The sequence below is a fragment of the Mixta intestinalis genome (assembly GCF_009914055.1).
Lineage (GTDB): Bacteria > Pseudomonadota > Gammaproteobacteria > Enterobacterales > Enterobacteriaceae > Mixta > Mixta intestinalis.
The window spans coordinates 2,631,859-2,650,168 of the sequence record NZ_CP028271.1 but is presented as its reverse complement, the minus strand read 5'-3'; the positions used below and the strand labels follow the sequence as shown (position 1 = coordinate 2,650,168).

Below are 18,310 nucleotides of genomic sequence, written 5' to 3'. Positions count from 1 at the left end.
GACAAAATAACGTCCGCTAGCGTCCCTGGGTTTTCGTGATATTCAGCCGCTCGGCGGCCCTGACCAGATCGGTCAGAGAGCGTACCTCCATCTTCTCCATAACCCGCCTTTTATGTACCTTGGCGGTGATTTCACTGACGTCCAGCGCGGCGGCAATTTGCTTATTCAGCAGGCCGCCAATTGCCAGCTGTAGCACCTCGCGCTCGCGGGGCGTCAGGGATTCATAGCGCGCGGTCAGCGTTTGCAGCTCCTGTGAAGCGCTCAGGTTTTTAGTCGCCAGCTGTAACGCCTCGGAAACCGCTCTCAGCAGCAGCTGCGGCACGGCGGGCTTGGTCATAAACTCGCAGGCACCCGCTTTCATCGCCTTTACCGAAAGCGGAATGGTGCCGTAGCCGGTCAGAAAGATCGTGGGGATGAGGTAGCCGAGCTTTGTCAGCGCTTCGGTAACATCGAAACCGTTGCTCTCCGGCATGTTCATATCAAGGATCAGGCAGCCCGGAGCGGGGCTGAAAGGATGATCGAGAAACGCCTGCGCGGAAGGGAAATCAGCCACCTGATAATCCTCAGAGGTGAGAAGACGCACCAGCGATTGCCTGACGGAGTGATCGTCATCCACCACGTAAACAATAGGATCCATAATGTGCTCCTGTTATCTCTGTATGCCACCGCAGGCGTTGATTAAAAACGGGCGGCGATTTTCTGGTTAACTAATGGCAACATTAAGTTAAATGTTTCTAAACATACCGGATGTTATCACAATAATTATCATTACCATGTTTGAAATAAAAATGACAAAGTACGATGGTTAATCCCTTGAGATAAAAAGGATAAAGGGAACAGCTGGCCAACGGGATGCGTTGGTCAGTGGTGTAGTTTTTTTTGCACAGCGATCGCATGCCGCTTACCCCGCTTTTTTGACCGCTTAATCTGTTATAGCGCCGCTAACTTTCTTACCCGCCGCTTTCATTTCGCGCACGTGACAGGATAGCCCTGAATTTTTTTATTTTGGGAGTGGGCTATGTCACACGCATTGACGTTTGTTATCGCGACGCTGTGTATCCTCGCCATCTGCTACCGCCTGTACGGCGTATTTTTCGTGCGTAAGGTGCTGAATGCCGATGACAGCGAGGTTACGCCGTCGCATCTGCTGGAAGACGGCAAAGATTACGTACCAACCAAAAAATGGGTAAATTTCGGCAGCCACTTTGCCGCCATTGCCGCAGCGGGGCCGCTGGTCGGGCCGGTGCTGGCGGCGCAGTATGGTTACCTGCCCAGCTTTCTCTGGCTGCTGATCGGCTGCGTTATCGGCGGGGCGGTACACGATACCGTGGTGCTGTTTGCCTCGATGAAGCATCAGGGTAAGTCGCTGTCGGAGGTGGCGAAATCGGAGCTGGGGCCGGTGGCGGGCTGGTGTACCGGGCTGGCGATGCTGTTTATTATCACCATTACCATGGCAGGCCTGTCGATGGTGGTGGTGCATGCGCTGGAGCGCAACCCCTGGGGCACTTTCGCGGTGTTTATGACCATTCCGGTAGCGATTGGCGTGGGGCTGTGGGAGCGTTTTACCGGCAGCATGCGCGGTGCTACCTGGGTTGGTATCCTGGTCATTTTCGGCTGCGTTATTGCAGGCCCCTATATCCAGGATTCTGCCTTTGGTAGCTGGCTTAGCCTGCGTGCTTCCACCGTTAGCCTGGTACTGCCGTTCTACGCTTTCTTCGCGACGGCGCTGCCGGTCTGGATGCTGCTGACGCCGCGCGGCTATCTTTCCAGCTTTATGAAGATTGGCGTGTTCGGCGCGCTGGTGATCGGCGTGGTGTTTATTAACCCGGAAATTCAGTTCCCGGCGGTAACGCAGTTTATCCACGGCAACGGGCCGGTGCTGGCGGGGCCGGTCTGGCCGTTTATTTCGATTACCATCGCCTGCGGCGCGATTTCAGGTTTCCACGCCTTTATCGGTTCCGGCACCACGCCGAAGCAGATCGATAAATGGAGCGATATTCTGCCGGTCGCCTTTGGCGCTATGCTGGCGGAGTGCGTGGTGGGCGTGATGGCGTTGATTGCCGCTACCGCGCTGCATCCGGCGGACTATTTCGCCATTAACTCCACGCCAGAGGTGTTCGCCGGGCTGGGAATGGAGGTGGTTCATCTGCCGCAGCTCAGCGAGTCTATCGGGCTCGATCTTTACGGACGTACCGGTGGCGCAGTGACGCTGGCGGTAGGGATGGCGGATATTTTCACCCGTATTCCCTGGTTCAGCCACCTGGCTTCCTATTTTTTCCAGTTCGTAGTGATGTTTGAGGCAGTGTTTATCCTGACGGCGGTCGATTCCGGTACGCGTGTGGCCCGCTATCTGTTACAGGATTTTCTGGGCGATCTCTGGGCACCGCTGAAGCGTACTAACTGGATGCCCGGCGCGGTAGGTTGCAGTATCGTCGCCTGTTTGCTGTGGGGATATTTGCTCAATTCCGGCGATATTAACTCCGTCTGGGCGCTGTTCGGCGTTTCTAATCAGCTGATGGCATCTATTGGTTTGATGATCGGCGCGACCATTATTCTGCGCATGGCGCAGAAGCGCCGCTATATGCTGACCTGTCTGGTTCCGCTGGCTTATCTGTATGTGACGGTCAACTATGCGGCCTGGTGGATGGTGAAGTATGTCTATTTCAACCCGGCGGCGAAGGGATATAACCTGTTTAACGGCACCATTTCGATCATTATGGTGGCGCTGGGGCTGATTATTATGATCGCAGCCATACAGCGCTGGGTGGTGCTGTGGCGCGTGCGCACGCAGACGCCAACGGTTGAGGCGGTTTCCTGAGGCTATTACTGTGAACAGGCTGGTGCAAACCGGCCTTTTTTACTGGCTTTGCTCTCCGGTTCATACCATCCGCTGTTAGGGCCGGTGAGTGTGCGGCTGATATGACCGGTTCGCAAAGACGCAAAATGTCATCCATGACGGCTCGGCCCGCGCCGTCCGTGGCGCGGGACGCTTTGCACCCCGGTTCTTACCATCCGCTATTAGGGCCGGTGGATGTGCGGCTGACTGGATCCGCTCAGGTTGCTAAAAAGTGTTCAGTTATTAACGAAAAATTAAAAAAATCTGTACAGATTTTGCATTTTTGTATAGTTTAATCGGCAGAACTTTTTCGCCTGTTTTTTGATCTGACCAGAAGGGGCCGATGATGCAGCAGCAACGATGGACACCTGAAGCTGGATGTAAACCAGTACAGCCGTATGCGATGGCAGACAGCACGATCCCAACCCGGCAGGAGACGCTGGGCCAGGTTGTAGAGGACATTTTGCGTGCCGGGCAAAGCGTGAATCGCAAGGCGATCTGCTCCAGGCTGTTGGTGAAGCTGGATGGCGCGGCTGGCACGGAGATGGAGACGCACTATCATGGACTGCTTGCTTTAGTGTTGGGCCGGGAATAATTCATTATTTGTTGTGCAGGCTGACATCAGCCTGCCAGCACATCACACCGTTATTTTCATACGCTATGTCTATCTGCAGTAAACCTCTCCTGATTTTGGCGTCGTTGTTACCTGACGGAACAGCTAACGCCTGAAAAATGTCTGGTGACCTTGAGATATGTACAGGCAGCCTGTTCTGTGAGCGCTGTTACGCATATCTCCTGAATTGCCGGTTTTCGTCAACATCAGCACAGGAGAGAAATTGGATAAAGACGATTTAAAAAATATGCACGTGGCCCTGGGAGAAGCGGTGATGTCCCTTCTCGATAGCCAGAGCGCTTTAAGTAATCACACCATTCTGGAGCGATTACAGCAGTTTGCCGAACAGGAGACGGATGAAGAAAAAGTCATGTCTTACTGGCAGGCAAGGAAGGCATTCCGGCATATACCGCAGTCAGTGAGCGGGCACCGTCTGAAAGACGTTAACAGCACTGACAGCAGAACGGTCAAAATGCCGCAGAACCGTTTTGGGTTCCGGCGACCGCGAAACGACGATCGCGGAGAGAGTGACTGATTAACTGACCGGCAGAATTGCGGCTGATAGCGCATTCTGCCGGTTTTTTATTGTCCTGATAACGGCGTTATTGCTGTTTCTGCCGCCGATCGGCCCGCCGTTGCGTTACGGATAATTTTCATTGGCAAACCTCATAAGCGCTCCGCAGGCAGAGCAGCGATAAACTGGGTTAGTGACCTTTCCGGCGAGCGGTACATAACACTCTGCCTTGCGGTTCACGTTGTACTAAGCATAGCGCCAGGTTATTGTTTCGATTATATGACCTGGCGGAACGAGTAATAACGCCCGCCAGACAGTTTTGCTGTTAACTGCGTGGCCTTAAATAGCGCCGATGGGCTATCAGCGTTGCGATCACGAAGAGAGTTTCATCATCACCAGCCCGCAGACGATCAGTGCCGCGGCAGCGATGCGCATTGGCGTGGCGGGTTCGCCAAGCACTAAAAGGCCAACCAGGAAAGCGCCCACGGCACCGATGCCGGTCCAGATGGTATAGGCGGTGCCCAGCGGCAGCGACTTCATCGAAACGGCCAGTAACACAAAGCTGACGATCATCGCCACGATGGTAATTACTGAAGGGCCGAGCCGGGTGAAGCCGTGCGATTGCTTCATGGCGAAAGACCAGACAACTTCAAACAAACCTGCAATGGTTAAGAGGATCCAGGCCATGCTGGCTCTCCTTTTTTAAGAGCCGGGCCGTCCCGGACGTGACTGAGAAGAAGCCGGGGCCGTCCCCGGTTCGAATGTAGATAATCAGTATAATATTACGTGCGACCCGCGTAAAAGCGATCGCTCAGGAAATTAATATGATTCGTATTGCTGACAAAAAGGAATATCCATTACTGACCGCGATCTGGGGACGGGCGGTGCGGGCCACGCATGATTTTTTACCGGAAGAAAATCTTCAGGCGCTAAAGCCGCTGGTCCGCGACTGCTATTTGCCTGCGATTGCTCCCTACGTCTGGCTTAATTCAGCCGGGGAGCCGCAAGGGTTTATCGGCGTGGCAGAGGGAAAAATTGAGATGCTGTTTATCGATCCCGATTACTGCGGGCAGGGCGTGGGGACAGCGCTGATCGCCTTTGCCCGACAGACGCTGGCGGCAGACAGCGTAGACGTTAACGAGCAGAATCATCGGGCGGTGGCGTTTTACCTGAGCCGGGGCTTTACCCTTTGCGGGCGATCGGAGCTGGATGGCGAAGGCAATCCTTTCCCGCTGCTGCATATGCGCTGCCCGTCAGCGGATTGCTGAGTGTGACAGGCCATCAACGTTTGTTTTGCCGGTGAGCCAGAATTTTTTATAGCGGGCAGGCGGCACGCCAACCAGGTTATGAAAGATACGATGGAAATTATTAACGTTATCGTAGCCAACGGCGTTCGCCACCTCCGTGACCCCTAAATCGGAGCTGAGCAGCAGCGACTGCGCTTCACCAATACGGCGGCGGGTTTGATACTGTTTCGGGGAATAGCCGGAAAACGCCTTAAATACGTGCGCCAGATAGTAGTGATTCATATTCAGCGCGGCGGTTAGCGACTTCAGCGCAATCTCATCTTTATAGCGCCGGTCGATATAATCTTTGATGCGCTGCCCCAGCCCGGATTCGCTGTTGTCCTGCTCCTGTTCCGCCTCAGGCCAGATATCGCGACAGAGCAGCAGCAGGGCGCTAAGCAACGCATTAGCAATTTCAGCGCCATAGCGGGTTTTCCCGCTGGCGTGCCGCCACATTTGTTGAAATAAGGTGGCGATCTCCTGATAAAAAACGCCGCTCGGCATCACCGCACGCTGCGATGGTGCGGTAAAGGTGTCTGGCGGCAGCCCGGCAAATTTTAACTGCTCTACGCCGCAGCTGAAAATGCGCAGATTATCCGAGACGTAGGGCTGCTCATCATGCAGCACGCCTGCGTTAAACAGCAGCAGATCGCCGCGTTCTACATGGTAGCTGCGCCCATCAATGTTATAGATGCCGCCGCCTTCCTGAATGAACATCAGCTCAAACCGGCCTTCATGTTTATGCATAATACGTGGGAGCGCCGCCGCTTTGCCTTCAGCCCGGCAAATAAACATCAGCTGCGGGTGCGTGCCATGCCCGAAGCCGTGCCGTGAAACCGGCTCATTCAAACACCTGGTCAGCATAAACTCTCCTTCGCCTTTCGCACGATTATCGCACTGCGATAAGGCAGCGTAATCATCAAAGTTGCTTTTTATCAGCAGCTAAGCGTTTGTTTTATCACTGGCTGAAAAAATCATTGCTCGATTAATTGGCTTTTATCGCGAAATATACGGGCTGCCTAACCGAATATAGCGGTGCAAATAGCCATCAGGCAACAGGTAGCTATGGGAAAATTAGGGTTAAGGCTGTTGTTTATCACTTTCTCATCAAACTGGCGATATTAGCTGAGGATGAAAATAATTATTTATTCCAGGCCGATCGGGAGAAAACCAGCAATAACGCGCTGGCAGACCATTATTATTTTTCGATTAATTGTCTGGTAAAAAATAACGGCTGAAGGTTAATTTTCATCTCTCTTGATTCTTGCTATGTCAATCGAACCAGGTTATAGCTGTGACGCCACGCGCGTTTCTTCCCGTTTTTTATCCTGAAATTTTGATCGGCAGCACAGCGTAAAATGTTATCGCATCGGACGCATGGTGTTTTACATTTACTTTGATATATGTTTGCCGCAAGCGATCGCGAAACGTTTCCACCTGTTATATCCGGGCGGAAATAATCTTTTTGTTTATCGAAAAATCAGATTAACCGATCTGAATATTCTCTTTGCGACAAAAAGGAGCGAGGAATGACGGTGAATATTGGCGTCATTGGGCTGGGCATGATGGGGCGCGATCATCTGCGGCGTTTCAGCGAGGTTATCAGCGGCGCAAAAGTTTCGGCGGTTTGCGATATTCAGCGTGAAACGGTGGATGAGATGGCGAAAACCTTTGCTGCCACGCCATTTTATGATGCCGATGCGCTGATTAATTCACAACAGGTGGACGCGGTGGTGATTTGCTCCATCGGCCCGGCGCATAAAGAACAAATCCTGGCGGCATTTAAGGCGGGTAAACCGGTGTTTTGTGAAAAGCCGCTGACGCCCGGTGCAGATGAAGCCAGGCAGATTATCGACGCCGAGGTAAAAACGGGAAAAAGGCTGTTACAGCTTGGTTTTATGCGCCGTTTTGATGCGGGCTATCAAAAATTAAAGCAGACGATAGAAGCGGGTGAGCTGGGTGACATTTTGCTGATGCACTGCGCCCATCGCAATCCGACGGTGCCGGAAAGCTACACGCTGGAGATGGCAATTAATGACTCTGCTACCCATGAGATAGATATTATCCGCTATCTGCTGAATGAGGATATCGTTGCGGTACGCGTGGACAGGCCGGGCAAAAAAACCAGCCGCGCCTGCCCGCATTTACAGGATCCGCTGATAGTGATTTTTGAAACGGAATCGGGCGTGCGCATTGATGATGAACTGTTTGTGAACTGCGGTTACGGCTATGACATTCGCTGTGAGGTGGTGGGAGAACAGGCTATCGCCGGGCTTACGGGGCAGGCGCTGACTTACGCCCGCGCACCTTATGGTTACGGTCAGAATATCGCCCACTCCTGCATGGAACGGTTTGCCGTGGCCTACGACAGGGAGGTGCAGCACTTCGTTAACCGCGTGCGTGACGGAAAAGCGCTATCCGGCCCGTCCAGTTGGGATGGTTACGTGGTGGCGCTGGTCTGCGATGCCGGACTGGCGTCGCTAAAGGATGGTGAGAAACACCGCGTGATCATTCCACCGCGTCCTGCACTTTATCAGGACTAAGACGCATCGCAGGGAGGCCGCTTGCGTCAGGGAATCCGCATCAGGGTTCGCGGCGCAATCAGCCACAATCTTTCCCGTTCGGATAAGGAAGAGTTATGAAGCTGGCATTATGTACCGATGTTTTGGCGGATCTTGCGCTGCCGCAGATGCTGGACCGCGTGAAACAGTATGGCATTTCCGGCGTTGAGTTAACCGCTGGCGGCTGGTCGCCATGTCCGCATGTCGATCGTGAGGCGCTGCTGGCCTCGCCGGAGAAACTGTCGCGCTTTCGCAGCGAGTTGTCCAGCCGTGATATGACGATTGTTGCACTGAACTGTTCCGGTAACCCGCTGGCACCCGGCGCGCTGGGCGAGGCGCATACCCGGAGTAGCTATCGCACCATTGAACTGGCGGCCAGGCTTGGCGTGAAGAAAATTGTCATGATGAGCGGTCTGCCGGGCGGTGGCCCGCAGGATCGGGTGCCAAACTGGATTACCTCGACCGTCTCCTGGCCTGACTACATGCCGGGCGTGATTGAGTATCAGTGGCATGAGGTAGCGATTCCGTGGTGGCAAAAATTTGTGCAGCATGCGCGACAGCACGGTATTGAACAGATTGCGCTGGAAGCCTTCCCCTGCCAGCTGGTTTATAACCCGTCAACGCTGCTGCGCCTGCGCGAGGCGGTTGACGATACGATCGGCATCAATCTCGATCCTTCGCATTTGATTGCGATGGGGGCCGATCCGATTGCGGCGGTACGTAAGCTGGAAGGGGCGATTTTTCACGTACACGGTAAGGACGCACGTATTGAACGTGGCCTGGCAGACGTTGATGGTCTGATGGAGTACCAGCCGGTGACGGCGACAAAAACGCGTGCCTGGAACTATGTCGCGGTGGGATGCGGGCAGGATCTGCGCTGGTGGAAAGAATTTTTCTCGGTGTTGCGCATGTGCGGCTATAACGGCGACGTTTCGCTGGAGATGGAGGATTTAACCATGAGCGTGGAGGCCGGTCTGCAAACTTCTATCGATGCGCTTAACGCCTGTCTGAGCCGCTAGCGTCATTTCATCAACTGCCCGTCGGGAAAGTCGCTACCCGGCGGGCAGCGTGCGGCCTTTCATCCGCCTGTTTTTACGCAACGTTCGGAATAGTGATTAGACTTAACGGACGTGTATTAACAGGAGCTATCATGAAGCTTGGTTTTGCTTGTAAATTTCTCACCCCGGACGCGCAGCAGCCTTATCCTTTTAAATCGCCGACCCGTAAGCGCTTTCTGGGATTATCTGATGAAGAACGAGTGAAGCTGGTTTATGACTGCGCCACCTTTAATCTGACCAACCTGCTGGCGGTTTTTGAGCAGCTGGCGCGGCTACCGGATGCGCTGCGCATGATGCGTATCGGCAGCGATCTGCTGCCTCTGTATACCGTGCCCGAAGCGGCAGTAGTTTATCGGGAGTGTCTGCCCGATCTGTATGCGTTGTTCGACGCCTGCGGCGCAAGCGCCAGACGGCATAATATCCGGCTCTCTTTCCATCCGGGACAATATTCCGTGCTGGCGTCAGATAACCCTGACGTGGTGGATCGGGCGCTGGAGGATGTGGAATATCATGCGCTGTGCGCAACGCTAATGGGCTACGGCAAAACCTTTCAGGATTTTAAAATCAACGTTCATATGAACGGCAGACGGGGCTTTGCAGGGTTTCAGGCTGCTTTCAGCAGGCTCAGTCCGCAGGCACGTATGATGCTTACCGTTGAGAATGACGAAATTTCCTGCTCGTTAGATGAGGTCTTGCAGGCACAGAAGCTCTGTCCGGTAGTGCTTGATATTCATCATCACTGGGTAAAAGAAAACGCCTTTATCAGGCCTGACGATGAGCGGATTGCGCAGATAAAAGCGTCGTGGCGCGACGTCAGGCCGGTTTTACACTATTCGATTTCGCAGGAAGGGCTGATTCCGCCGCAGGGGTTTCCCGATCAGGAGCGTCTCGGTCTGGCTAAATCAAAGCTGCGTGCGCACTCGGACTACTATTTTAACGATACGCTGAACGACTGGGCGCTCTCGTTTGATGAGTTCGATATTATGTGCGAGGTAAAAATGAAGAATCTGGCGCGGGATCGGCTTTATCACTATGCGACGAAGCGCTGCTAAAAAGCCGTAAGCCAGAGGTTAACCTGCTCAGGCGTGATGAATCGCACGCAGAAAAAAGGCCGCAGTTAGCTGCGGCCCTGATAAACGTTACCGGCGACGTTAGTCGGTCACTTTGTTTTTCAGCTCGCTGGCACCTTCTTTGGTTTTGTTCCAGCCTTTTTCCGTGCCTTCTTTCGTTGCATCCCAGCCTTTCTCGGTGCCTTCTTTGGTTTTATGCCAGGCTTTTTGCGTGCCTTCGCTGGCACGGCTGCTCAGATTGTCGCGTTTGCCTTCGGCGGCATGTTCAGATTTGAGTTTTAGCTCTTCACCTTCATGCTGGCTCTGATGCAGTTTCTCTTTAGCGGTGTTCGCTCCTTCATGCGCGGTAGCGACGGTATCATCAGTTGCGTGTGTGGTTGCGGCGAAAACAGGCGTAGCCAGCAGCAGTGCGGATAGTGCGATAATTGTCTTTTTCATACTTCCCTCTTTAATTATTAGTAACCTCATCAGTGTAGTAAAGAATGGCACGACCGATCGCCGATCGCCTTAGGAATATGCCGTAAAGTGCTTCAGGGGCAGAGTAGCCCGGGAGCGACGCTTTTACCCACATGCGCCTGCTGACACGGTGCTGCCGTTTAACAGGCTATTTATCGTGTAAAAAAACACGTTGCCGCTGGCGACATTATTTGTCGCGGTAGTTGGGGTTAATAAATGAAAGATAAGATAACTGCATGAAAAAGAATTTTTCTGGAATCGAATTCTTCTCAATTATTTAATAATTCGCCACTTTAACTATTCTTTTCGTTTGCTGTCTTTTATTTTTCAATTATTGCTTTAAGCCGGAATTTAATGCGGTGTCATTTTGGCGTTGTGGCAGGGTGAAAACTATTGTCTCCTCTGGATTGAGTAAGCTTTTGTGTCTTTCTTGTTGTTTTTACTGATATTGTTTTAATGGAAATAAGTATTTTTTCGATAATTTATTCAGGCCAGCAGGCCGTTTGTCCAATAAATAATTTGAAAGAATAATAGTTGGATTAAGATATTGATAAATAATAATAATACTATAGACCATGAAATTGAGGAAATAACGACGAGCCTCACATTTTGACGGATTAATGTTTGTTTCAATGAAGAGACTAAAGAAAAATAAATTTAAATTATCAAAATTGGCCGTAAAACAGAGCTGATATCACATGATTTACTGGCTTATTAATAAGGGAATATATGATCAGCCACTTCAATTTTAATAAATTAAGTCTGGCCGTGATGGTGTGTCTGCCGGTGACGTTAAACGCAGGGGCGCAGAGCCTGATTCAGGTAGAGCTGGGGCATTATTCAAAGGCGCTGATTACCGACGCGGGCCTGAAATTTAAAGATTTGAACCGGGATGATGAGCTTAACCCTTACGAGGATTGGCGGCTTCCGGCTGAAACCAGGGCAGCCGATTTAATCAAGCGTATGACGCTAAAGGAAAAGGCGGGCGTCATGATGCACGGCAGCGTGCCGGAGATGGAGGATCCTTCTGGCGTCGCCAGCGCATATGATATGAAAGCCGTGCGCAAAATGGTGGTGGATGACAAGATCAACAGTATGGTCACCACCCTAAGCGGCGACGATCCGTCGATGCTGGCGGAGCAAAACAATATGATCCAGCAGATCGCTGAAGGTACGCGTCTGGGGATCCCGGTGACCATTAGTTCCGATCCACGTAATAACTGGCAGCCGCTGCCCAGAGCCAGCAACGCAACAGGAAAATTTTCCCGCTGGCCTGAGACGCTCGGCATCGGCGCGGTGGGCAGCGAAGTGCTGGCAAAAGAGTATGCCGATCGTATTCGGCGTGAGTACCGCGCTACCGGCATTACCCAGGCGCTTTCTCCGCAGGCTGATATCGTCAGCGAGCCGCGCTGGGCAAGAATCAGCGGCACCTTTGGCGAAAACCCGGAACTGGTGCGCAAGATGGTCAGAGGCTATATCGAAGGTATTCAGCACGGCGCTGACGGCCTGAATCACCGAAGCGTGGCGGCGGTGGTAAAACACTGGGTTGGCTACGGCGCGGCTGAACATGGCTGGGACGGGCACAACGCCTATGGCAAGAATATTATCCTCAGCGCAGAGAGCCTTAAAAGACATATCATGCCCTTTAAGGGCGCGTTTGAATCGCACGTTGCGGGGGTCATGCCAACCTATTCTGTTATGCGAGGCGTGGAGTGGGAGGGGAAAACGCCGGAGCCGGTCGGTGCCGGATTCAGCCATTTTCTCCTGACCGATCTGCTACGTAATGAATATCATTTTGATGGCGTGATCGTTAGCGACTGGCTGATTACTAACGACTGTGATGATAAATGCGTTAACGGCAGCGCACCGGGAGAGACGCCGGAAGAGGGCGGTATGCCGTGGGGCGTAGAGTCGCTGACAAAAGAGCAGCGTTTTGTTGCGGCGGTAAACGCCGGTATTGACCAGTTTGGTGGCGTTACCGATACCGCGATTCTGGTTGGCGCCGTCAAAAAAGGGTTGATTAGCGAAGAGAGAATTGATGCCTCGGTGAAACGCATCCTGCAACAGAAATTTGAACAGGGTCTGTTTGAACAACCCTATGTTGATGCTGCGCTTGCCGACAAGGTTGTTGGCAGCGCGGAAGCGCAAAAAGAGGCGGGCAGCGCCCAGTTCCGCTCGCTGGTGCTGTTGCAGAACAAAAATATTCTGCCGCTGAAAAAAGACATCAAGGTATGGCTTTACGGTATAGATAAGGCTGTCGCCACCGAAGCGGGCTTAACCGTAGTGAAAAATCCCGGATCGGCGGATGTGGCGCTGATGCGTCTCAGTGCGCCTTATGAACAGCCGCATCCGAACTATTTCTTCGGCAGCCGCTATCATGAGGGATCGCTGGCGTTTGCCAGTGATAATAAAGATCTTAAGGTACTGGAAGAGATCAGCATGGTGGTGCCGGTGGTGTTGTCGATTTATCTGGATCGTCCCGCGATTCTGGCTAACGTGCGCGATAAAACCAGCGCTATTATCGCTAACTTCGGCGTAAGCGATGAGGTGCTGATTTCCCGCCTGATATCCGATAGCGCTTATACGGCACGCCTGCCTTTTGCGCTGCCTTCAACAGCCGAATCGGTGCTGATACAGAAATCTGATGAGCCTGGCGATCTGAAACTGCCGCTTTTCCCGCTGGGATATGGCCTTGCGCGCTAGGCTACGGCTAACGATGCGGCATCGCTGACCTTTCTCGCTGTGGCCGTGCATGGCATTAAAAAAGCCGCCAAAGGAGGCGGCTTTCTCTTTTTCAGGTTTTCAGACGTGCCGTTCGCGCTTATGACTGCGCTTTTGCCGCTTCATCTGCGGCACGGATGGCCGCCACCTTCTTCCCGAATATCAGCTGTAATACCACCAGCAGCGCAAAGACCGGCAGCAGCGCGCTGAGAGCGGAAATGCCCATTGCGCCTTTGATCAGCATCGCGCCGGAGGCGATCAGCAGCAGGAAAACGATAATGCGGAACACTTTTACCGAAATCCGTTTATGCACGTACTGACCGACAATCGAACCCAGCACCATGGTCGGAATACAGAACAGCACCAGCTTAATGGTAGAAATGGTTAAGATCCCGCTGGTCGCCAGCCCGCCGATAATGGCGATATTATTGGCCGTAAAGAAGGCATTAAGCGTACCGCGAAACGCGGCGGGTGCCAGGTTACGCAGCATGCCGTACATCACTACCGGTGGCCCGTTGGTTGAGAACGCCGCGCCTAAGGCACCGGCGATGGTGCCCATCGGGGCCGCGATCCAGCGTTTGTCATACACCGGCAGGCGGGGAATAAACAGGCTGTAGAACGAGTAAATAATCAGAAACGCGCCCAGGCCTATTTTCATAATATGATCGGGCAAATAAGAGAGTGCATACAGCCCGACGGGAATACCGGCAAAAGAGAACAGAATTAATACCGCCGCAGATTTCCAGTCCGTTTCTTTGCGTGACAGCCAGGTGGCATAAACCGCGGTGGCGGTGCCGACCATGACCGACATCGGTGCCGCCATTTTGAGCGGCAACACCATGGTAATTAGCGGCATTGAGGTCAGGCCGCCGCCAAAACCGGCGCATATGCCAACAAAGGTATAAAGAAACATCACCGCAATCACGATAAGTACCGTGCTGGTATCCAGCACCGCCATATCAGGGGTAAAAAGCGTAAAGAAATCCATATCGATACCTTAGTTAAGCGATAAACCCGCATCCACGACAAAATCCTGTCCGGTGCAGCCGCACGATTCGCTGGAGCCAAGGAACAGTGCCAGACGCGCGCAGTGGGTACCGTCCAGCCGCACCTTCAGCGCCTGCAAATCGATAAACTGATTTACCGCCGCCGGATCGAGCTTCGCCCACATCGCTTCCTGTTTCGCCGTTTTAATCGCGCCCGGTACCAGGCTGTTTACGCGGATGCCGCGTGCGCCCAGCTCCTGCGCCAGGGTGCGGGTAAAACCATGAATTGCGGCTTTCGATAAGGAGTAGCAGACGCGTCCTGGGCGACCGCGCATCCAGTTAATCGAACCCATATTAATGATGCTGCCTTCGCCTTTTTTCGTCATGCCAGGTATGACCGCCTGAATAGCAAACAGCTGATGGCGCAGGTTCACGTTAATGCGGTTATTGAAATACTCTTCGGTGAGATCGTCGATCTTATGGTGATCGTCGCTGCCAGCGTTATTAATCAGAATATCCACATCGCCCAGCCGTGTGGAAATGTCGGCAAAGCAGGCTTTTAGCTGCGCAATATTGGTAACGTCGCAAAACAGGAACAGGCAGTTCAGCTCTTGCGCCAGCTTTTCGCCCGCCTCGCGATCGAAATCGAGAAACGCCACGCGTGCGCCCTGATTAACATAGGCGCGCACCAGTTCTTCGCCGATGCCGCTGGCACCGCCGGTGATGGCGACAATTTTATTTTTCAGTGAATGGTAAGTGACATTTTCGCTGTAGTTCATTTGTTTAATCCTTATGTCCAGAGTCAGGCGTTATCTTTCACAACTTTAAATGTGGCGCAGAAATCTTCACCGCCGAGGCCGGATTCCATACCTTTATCGTAAACGCCCTTGATGACTTCAACGCCCGGAAGCTGTAACCCGGACGTTTCCAGCATCGATTTCATGATGTTTACGTCTTTCGCCATGTTTTGCAGCGAGAAGGCGGTGCGGTAATCTTCGGCGATCAGGCTGTTAATTTTGCTGTCGAGGTAGAAGTTGGCCGCGCCGCCGTAGGAGATCGCCTGATGGAACGCCGCTTTCGGGATCTGGTAATGCTCCGCTGCGGTCAGCATTTCATTGACGCTGTTCTGGATACCGGCTACCTGTACGTTGTGCAGCATTTTCATCACCAGGCCGCGCCCGTTCTGGCCCATATGAATCTGGTTACAGCCCATCATCGCCAGCACCGGCTTCACTTTTTCCCATGCCGCTTTATCGCCGCCGATATAGATACCCAGTTCGCCTTTAATCGCCGCCTGTACCGATTTCACTACCGGAGCATCAAGCATAACGGCACCTTTTTGCGCCACCTCAGCGGCCAGCGCCTCGGAAACGGCGGGTTCGATGGTCGACATATCGATGGTGATCTGTCCCTGATGCAGATACGGCAACATCTGACGATAGATCGCCTGAACGTGTTCAGATCGCGGCACCATACTGATAATTACGTCGGCTTTTTGCGCAATTTCCTCAACGGAGTTGGCTGCCTGCGCGCCCGCGGCGGTTAATGTTGCAATGGCGGCGGGGTTCACGTCATACACCAGCACCGAGCCGTCAAATTTAGCCACGATGTTTTTTGACATCGCTTCGCCCATTAAGCCAAGTCCAATAAAGCCGATGGTTTTCATTATGCGTGTTCCTTAAATTTGGGTTTGTGCATGCCGGCAACGGCAACATTCAGGGTAAAAATGGCACCGGAGAGCGGGTAAGCCGCGCACTCTTCAGCCGTCATGTTTTCTCTGGTGGTGGTGATAAACAGCGTCTTCATTTCCGGCCCGCCAAAGCAGACCATCGTGGGGCAGCGTACCGGCAGAGTATGCTCTTCCAGAACCTCGCCCTGTGGCGAAAAGCGGGCGATGCGCCAGCCGTCAAACAGTGCGCTCCAGTAGCAGCCTTCGCTGTCCATCGCCGCGCCGTCGGGCCTGCCGTTGCCGCGTGGGAAGGTTTTCCACACCTGGCGTACGCCTGGGTTGCCTTCATCATCAAGCGGCGTGCGGTAAATGACATGGTTCGGCGTGTCGCTGGTGTACATCCAGCGGCGGTCGGGCGAAAAGGCGAGGCCGTTGGCACCGAGAATGTCGCACTGCATGACGCCCGTACGGAGGCTGGCATCAACACGGCACAGCAGCGCGCCGTTATAGTCGCGTGGCCCCCAGTAGGTGCCTGCCCAGAAGCGCCCCCAGGGATCGACGCCGCCATCGTTGAAGCGCGCCAGCGCCGGATTATTAGGGTTATCGCAAATTTTTTGCTGAAGCTGACCTGCCTCGCCGGTAAGCCAGATGCCGCTGCGAAGCGCGACGATCAGGCCGCCTTTTTCGCGTAGTGCGAAACAGCCTGGCTCTTCCGGGAAGGTTATTACCCGATGTTCGCCGCCCGGCAGATGCAGAGCGTGAATCTCACGCTCCAGGATATCTGCCCACCAGAGCGTTTGGGTGTCGCTGTCCCAGCTGGGGCATTCCGGCAGATGGCCGACATAATCGAAAAGCTGTTCAGGTTTATTCATCGCTTATCATCCGCAGTTCCATCCAGTGAGAAAACGTCTCTCCGGGATGAACGGTGGTCATCGCCTGTTCGCCGTCGTCGGCAGGAAACAGATTGATGGCGTTATTGACGTGGGTGACCGGTTCGATAGCTACCACGTTGCGCTCGCGCGGCGGAATAAACAGCACCGCGTTGCTGGCAGCGGAGCGCATCTCCACGCGGATCCGGCGCTGCGGCCATCTGACTTCTGCGGGGGGCCGCCAGCCGGTAAAGCAGTTATCCACCGAGCCGAATACCGGCGATCGAAAATGCGTGTAGAGCCATTTTTCCGGCACCGCGACCGCTTCACAGGGCAGGCTGTTTTCGTCGTTAAGCCAGACGCCTGCGGCGGCAAAACGGATTTCGCTCTGTGCGGCGTCGGCAAAGAAGGGATGAAACCCCAGGCCTACCGGTACGTTCTCCTGCGCGCTGTTGCAGTAGCTCAGCTCGATGCGCAGCCGATCGCTGCTCAGGCGAAAAACCTGTTGCGCACGCCAGGGCCAGGGCCAGCTTTCGCTGGCCGGGCTGTCGAGCTGCAATACCACTTCATCATCGGCAGCATGTGCCACCTGCCAGGCGCTTTGCCAGCCGCTGCCGTGCAGGGCGTGCGGATGATCGCCAAAGTTGCGTTTTACCGCGTGGCTGGCACCATTAAAGGTAAAGTGTCCGTTGGCGATGCGGTTTGACCAGGGGATCAGCGGATAGCTGCCGCACAGATTGGCACGCTGTTCGCCTGCGGGATCGAAGGGCCGTAAGATGTCATGCCCGCGCCAGCGCAGCCAGGCCAGCGCGCCGCCTAACGCGGGCGCGACGGCCATGCTGGCATCGCCCTGGGTACATTCGAGCAGGCGCGTCATCTTAGTAGACCTCGCCGCCGCGAATTTTCAGATCTTCACCGCGAATGGCCGCCAGCTGCTCCTTCGCACGCGCCAGCATAAAGCTCATATCAGAGGCCAGCGCGACGAAGGTAAAGCCCATCTGCTGGTACTTATTGACCAGTTCCGGGTTGCCGCCCACGATACCGCAGGGGAAGCCGAGGCGCTGACAGGCTTCCAGGCCGCGTTTGATCATCGCCTGTACCTCAGGGTGTGACGGATTACCCGGATGGCCCATGGCGGAGGAGAGATCGCCGGGGCCAATAAAGAAACCGGTAATGCCGTCAACCGCAGCGATATCATCAATGCTGGCGATCGCTTCCGGCGTTTCCAGCTGTAAAATCAGGCAAAGTTCGTCGCGTGACTCCTGTACGAACTGTGGGTTGCCGCCCCAGCCGGAAGCGCGATGCATCGCCGCAAAGCCGCGCTTGCCGTAAGGCGGATAGTAGGCGGATTCCACCGCTTTACGCGCCTCTTCAACCGTATTAATAAAGGGGATCATCAGCGACAGCGCGCCGCCGTCGAGCGCGCGCTTAATCAGCACCGTTTCGTTGCCCGCCAGCCGGTACAGCGGGGTGGTATTGTTGTTGACGCTGCGCACGGCGCGATCGATGCGGATGGCATCCAGCGTATCCACCGCAACGTGTTCCTGATCCAGTACCAGGAAATCAAAGCCAACGGTCGCCATCGCTTCGGCCACGGTATCGCTGCCGGTCATCATCCAGGTTCCCAGCAGACGCTGGCCGGAGAGGATGCTTTTTTTGAAATTGTTCATA

At 54.0% G+C, this 18,310-nt stretch carries 19 protein-coding genes; 9 read left to right on the top strand and 10 right to left on the bottom strand.

Translation table 11 applies throughout. The features are described from left to right. Positions 1-16: 16 nt before the first annotated feature. Complete coding sequence (locus C7M51_RS12230; RefSeq protein WP_160622045.1) at positions 17-637, bottom strand: response regulator transcription factor; 621 nt, start codon at positions 635-637, stop codon at positions 17-19. Between the two features lie 381 nt (positions 638-1,018). Here C7M51_RS12230 and C7M51_RS12225 point away from each other — a divergent pair, with 381 nt between their 5' ends. The 3 genes from C7M51_RS12225 (at position 1,019) to C7M51_RS12215 (ending at position 3,984) form a co-directional block, all read left to right on the top strand. Further along, positions 1,019-2,818, top strand: a complete 1,800-nt coding sequence (locus tag C7M51_RS12225) for a carbon starvation CstA family protein (protein WP_160622044.1) — start codon at positions 1,019-1,021, stop codon at positions 2,816-2,818. Positions 2,819-3,239: 421 nt separating this feature from the next. Further along, the gene (locus C7M51_RS12220; RefSeq protein ID WP_167522370.1) at positions 3,240-3,431 is read left to right on the top strand and encodes a biofilm development regulator YmgB/AriR family protein; all 192 of its coding nucleotides are present in this window, start codon (positions 3,240-3,242) and stop codon (positions 3,429-3,431) included. 241 nt (positions 3,432-3,672) lie between these two features. After that, a complete protein-coding gene (locus C7M51_RS12215; RefSeq protein WP_160622042.1) occupies positions 3,673-3,984 on the top strand; it encodes a hypothetical protein in 312 nt (103 codons plus the stop codon). Between the two features lie 351 nt (positions 3,985-4,335). On the opposite strand, the gene sugE is transcribed toward C7M51_RS12215, so the two are convergent. Next, a complete protein-coding gene (gene sugE, locus C7M51_RS12210) occupies positions 4,336-4,650 on the bottom strand; it encodes a quaternary ammonium compound efflux SMR transporter SugE (RefSeq protein ID WP_160622041.1) in 315 nt (104 codons plus the stop codon). 137 nt (positions 4,651-4,787) lie between these two features. Between sugE and C7M51_RS12205 the strand changes: the two genes are divergently transcribed. After that, the gene (locus C7M51_RS12205; protein ID WP_160622040.1) at positions 4,788-5,231 is read left to right on the top strand and encodes a GNAT family N-acetyltransferase; all 444 of its coding nucleotides are present in this window, start codon (positions 4,788-4,790) and stop codon (positions 5,229-5,231) included. On the opposite strand, the gene C7M51_RS12200 is transcribed toward C7M51_RS12205, so the two are convergent. Further along, positions 5,217-6,113 carry a helix-turn-helix transcriptional regulator gene (locus tag C7M51_RS12200; protein WP_160622039.1) on the bottom strand — a complete coding sequence of 299 codons (897 nt, stop codon included), beginning with the start codon at positions 6,111-6,113 and terminating at the stop codon, positions 5,217-5,219. The genes C7M51_RS12205 and C7M51_RS12200 overlap by 15 nt on opposite strands. A 125-nt stretch (positions 6,114-6,238) precedes the next feature. On the opposite strand from C7M51_RS12200, the gene C7M51_RS12195 reads away from it, so the two are divergent. From C7M51_RS12195 to C7M51_RS12180, 4 genes are all read left to right on the top strand, one after another. Continuing rightward, on the top strand, positions 6,239-6,487 hold the full coding sequence (locus C7M51_RS12195) for a hypothetical protein (protein ID WP_160622038.1): 249 nt from the start codon (positions 6,239-6,241) through the stop codon (positions 6,485-6,487). 291 nt (positions 6,488-6,778) lie between these two features. After that, positions 6,779-7,792: a Gfo/Idh/MocA family protein gene (locus C7M51_RS12190; protein WP_160622037.1), complete on the top strand. Its 1,014-nt coding sequence runs from the start codon at positions 6,779-6,781 to the stop codon at positions 7,790-7,792. Between the two features lie 95 nt (positions 7,793-7,887). Continuing rightward, positions 7,888-8,829, top strand: coding sequence for a sugar phosphate isomerase/epimerase family protein (locus C7M51_RS12185; RefSeq protein ID WP_160622036.1), 942 nt, complete (start codon positions 7,888-7,890; stop codon positions 8,827-8,829). Between the two features lie 131 nt (positions 8,830-8,960). Further along, positions 8,961-9,920 carry an apurinic/apyrimidinic endonuclease family protein gene (locus tag C7M51_RS12180; protein ID WP_160622035.1) on the top strand — a complete coding sequence of 320 codons (960 nt, stop codon included), beginning with the start codon at positions 8,961-8,963 and terminating at the stop codon, positions 9,918-9,920. Positions 9,921-10,019: 99 nt separating this feature from the next. Here the strand turns inward: C7M51_RS12180 and C7M51_RS12175 are convergent, their stop codons facing one another. Next, positions 10,020-10,376: a hypothetical protein gene (locus C7M51_RS12175; protein WP_160622034.1), complete on the bottom strand. Its 357-nt coding sequence runs from the start codon at positions 10,374-10,376 to the stop codon at positions 10,020-10,022. Between the two features lie 747 nt (positions 10,377-11,123). On the opposite strand from C7M51_RS12175, the gene C7M51_RS12170 reads away from it, so the two are divergent. Further along, entirely contained in the window at positions 11,124-13,097 is a 1,974-nt protein-coding gene (locus C7M51_RS12170; protein ID WP_244323727.1) for a glycoside hydrolase family 3 protein, read from the top strand. A 118-nt stretch (positions 13,098-13,215) separates the two neighbouring features. Here C7M51_RS12170 and C7M51_RS12165 read toward each other — a convergent pair whose 3' ends face one another. From C7M51_RS12165 to C7M51_RS12140, 6 genes are read right to left on the bottom strand one after another with little or no spacing between them, the layout of a single operon-like run. Further along, entirely contained in the window at positions 13,216-14,103 is an 888-nt protein-coding gene (locus C7M51_RS12165) for a sulfite exporter TauE/SafE family protein (RefSeq protein ID WP_160622033.1), read from the bottom strand. Between the two features lie 9 nt (positions 14,104-14,112). Next, positions 14,113-14,880, bottom strand: coding sequence for an SDR family NAD(P)-dependent oxidoreductase (locus C7M51_RS12160; RefSeq protein ID WP_160622032.1), 768 nt, complete (start codon positions 14,878-14,880; stop codon positions 14,113-14,115). 23 nt (positions 14,881-14,903) lie between these two features. Continuing rightward, positions 14,904-15,767, bottom strand: coding sequence for an NAD(P)-dependent oxidoreductase (locus tag C7M51_RS12155; protein ID WP_160622031.1), 864 nt, complete (start codon positions 15,765-15,767; stop codon positions 14,904-14,906). Beyond that, positions 15,767-16,642: an SMP-30/gluconolactonase/LRE family protein gene (locus tag C7M51_RS12150; protein WP_160622030.1), complete on the bottom strand. Its 876-nt coding sequence runs from the start codon at positions 16,640-16,642 to the stop codon at positions 15,767-15,769. Before C7M51_RS12150 ends, C7M51_RS12155 begins: the two co-directional genes overlap by 1 nt. Next, a complete protein-coding gene (locus C7M51_RS12145; RefSeq protein WP_160622029.1) occupies positions 16,635-17,516 on the bottom strand; it encodes an aldose 1-epimerase in 882 nt (293 codons plus the stop codon). Before C7M51_RS12145 ends, C7M51_RS12150 begins: the two co-directional genes overlap by 8 nt. Before the next feature lies 1 nt (position 17,517). Continuing rightward, positions 17,518-18,309, bottom strand: coding sequence for an HpcH/HpaI aldolase family protein (locus tag C7M51_RS12140; protein ID WP_160622028.1), 792 nt, complete (start codon positions 18,307-18,309; stop codon positions 17,518-17,520). Position 18,310: the final 1 nt, after the last annotated feature.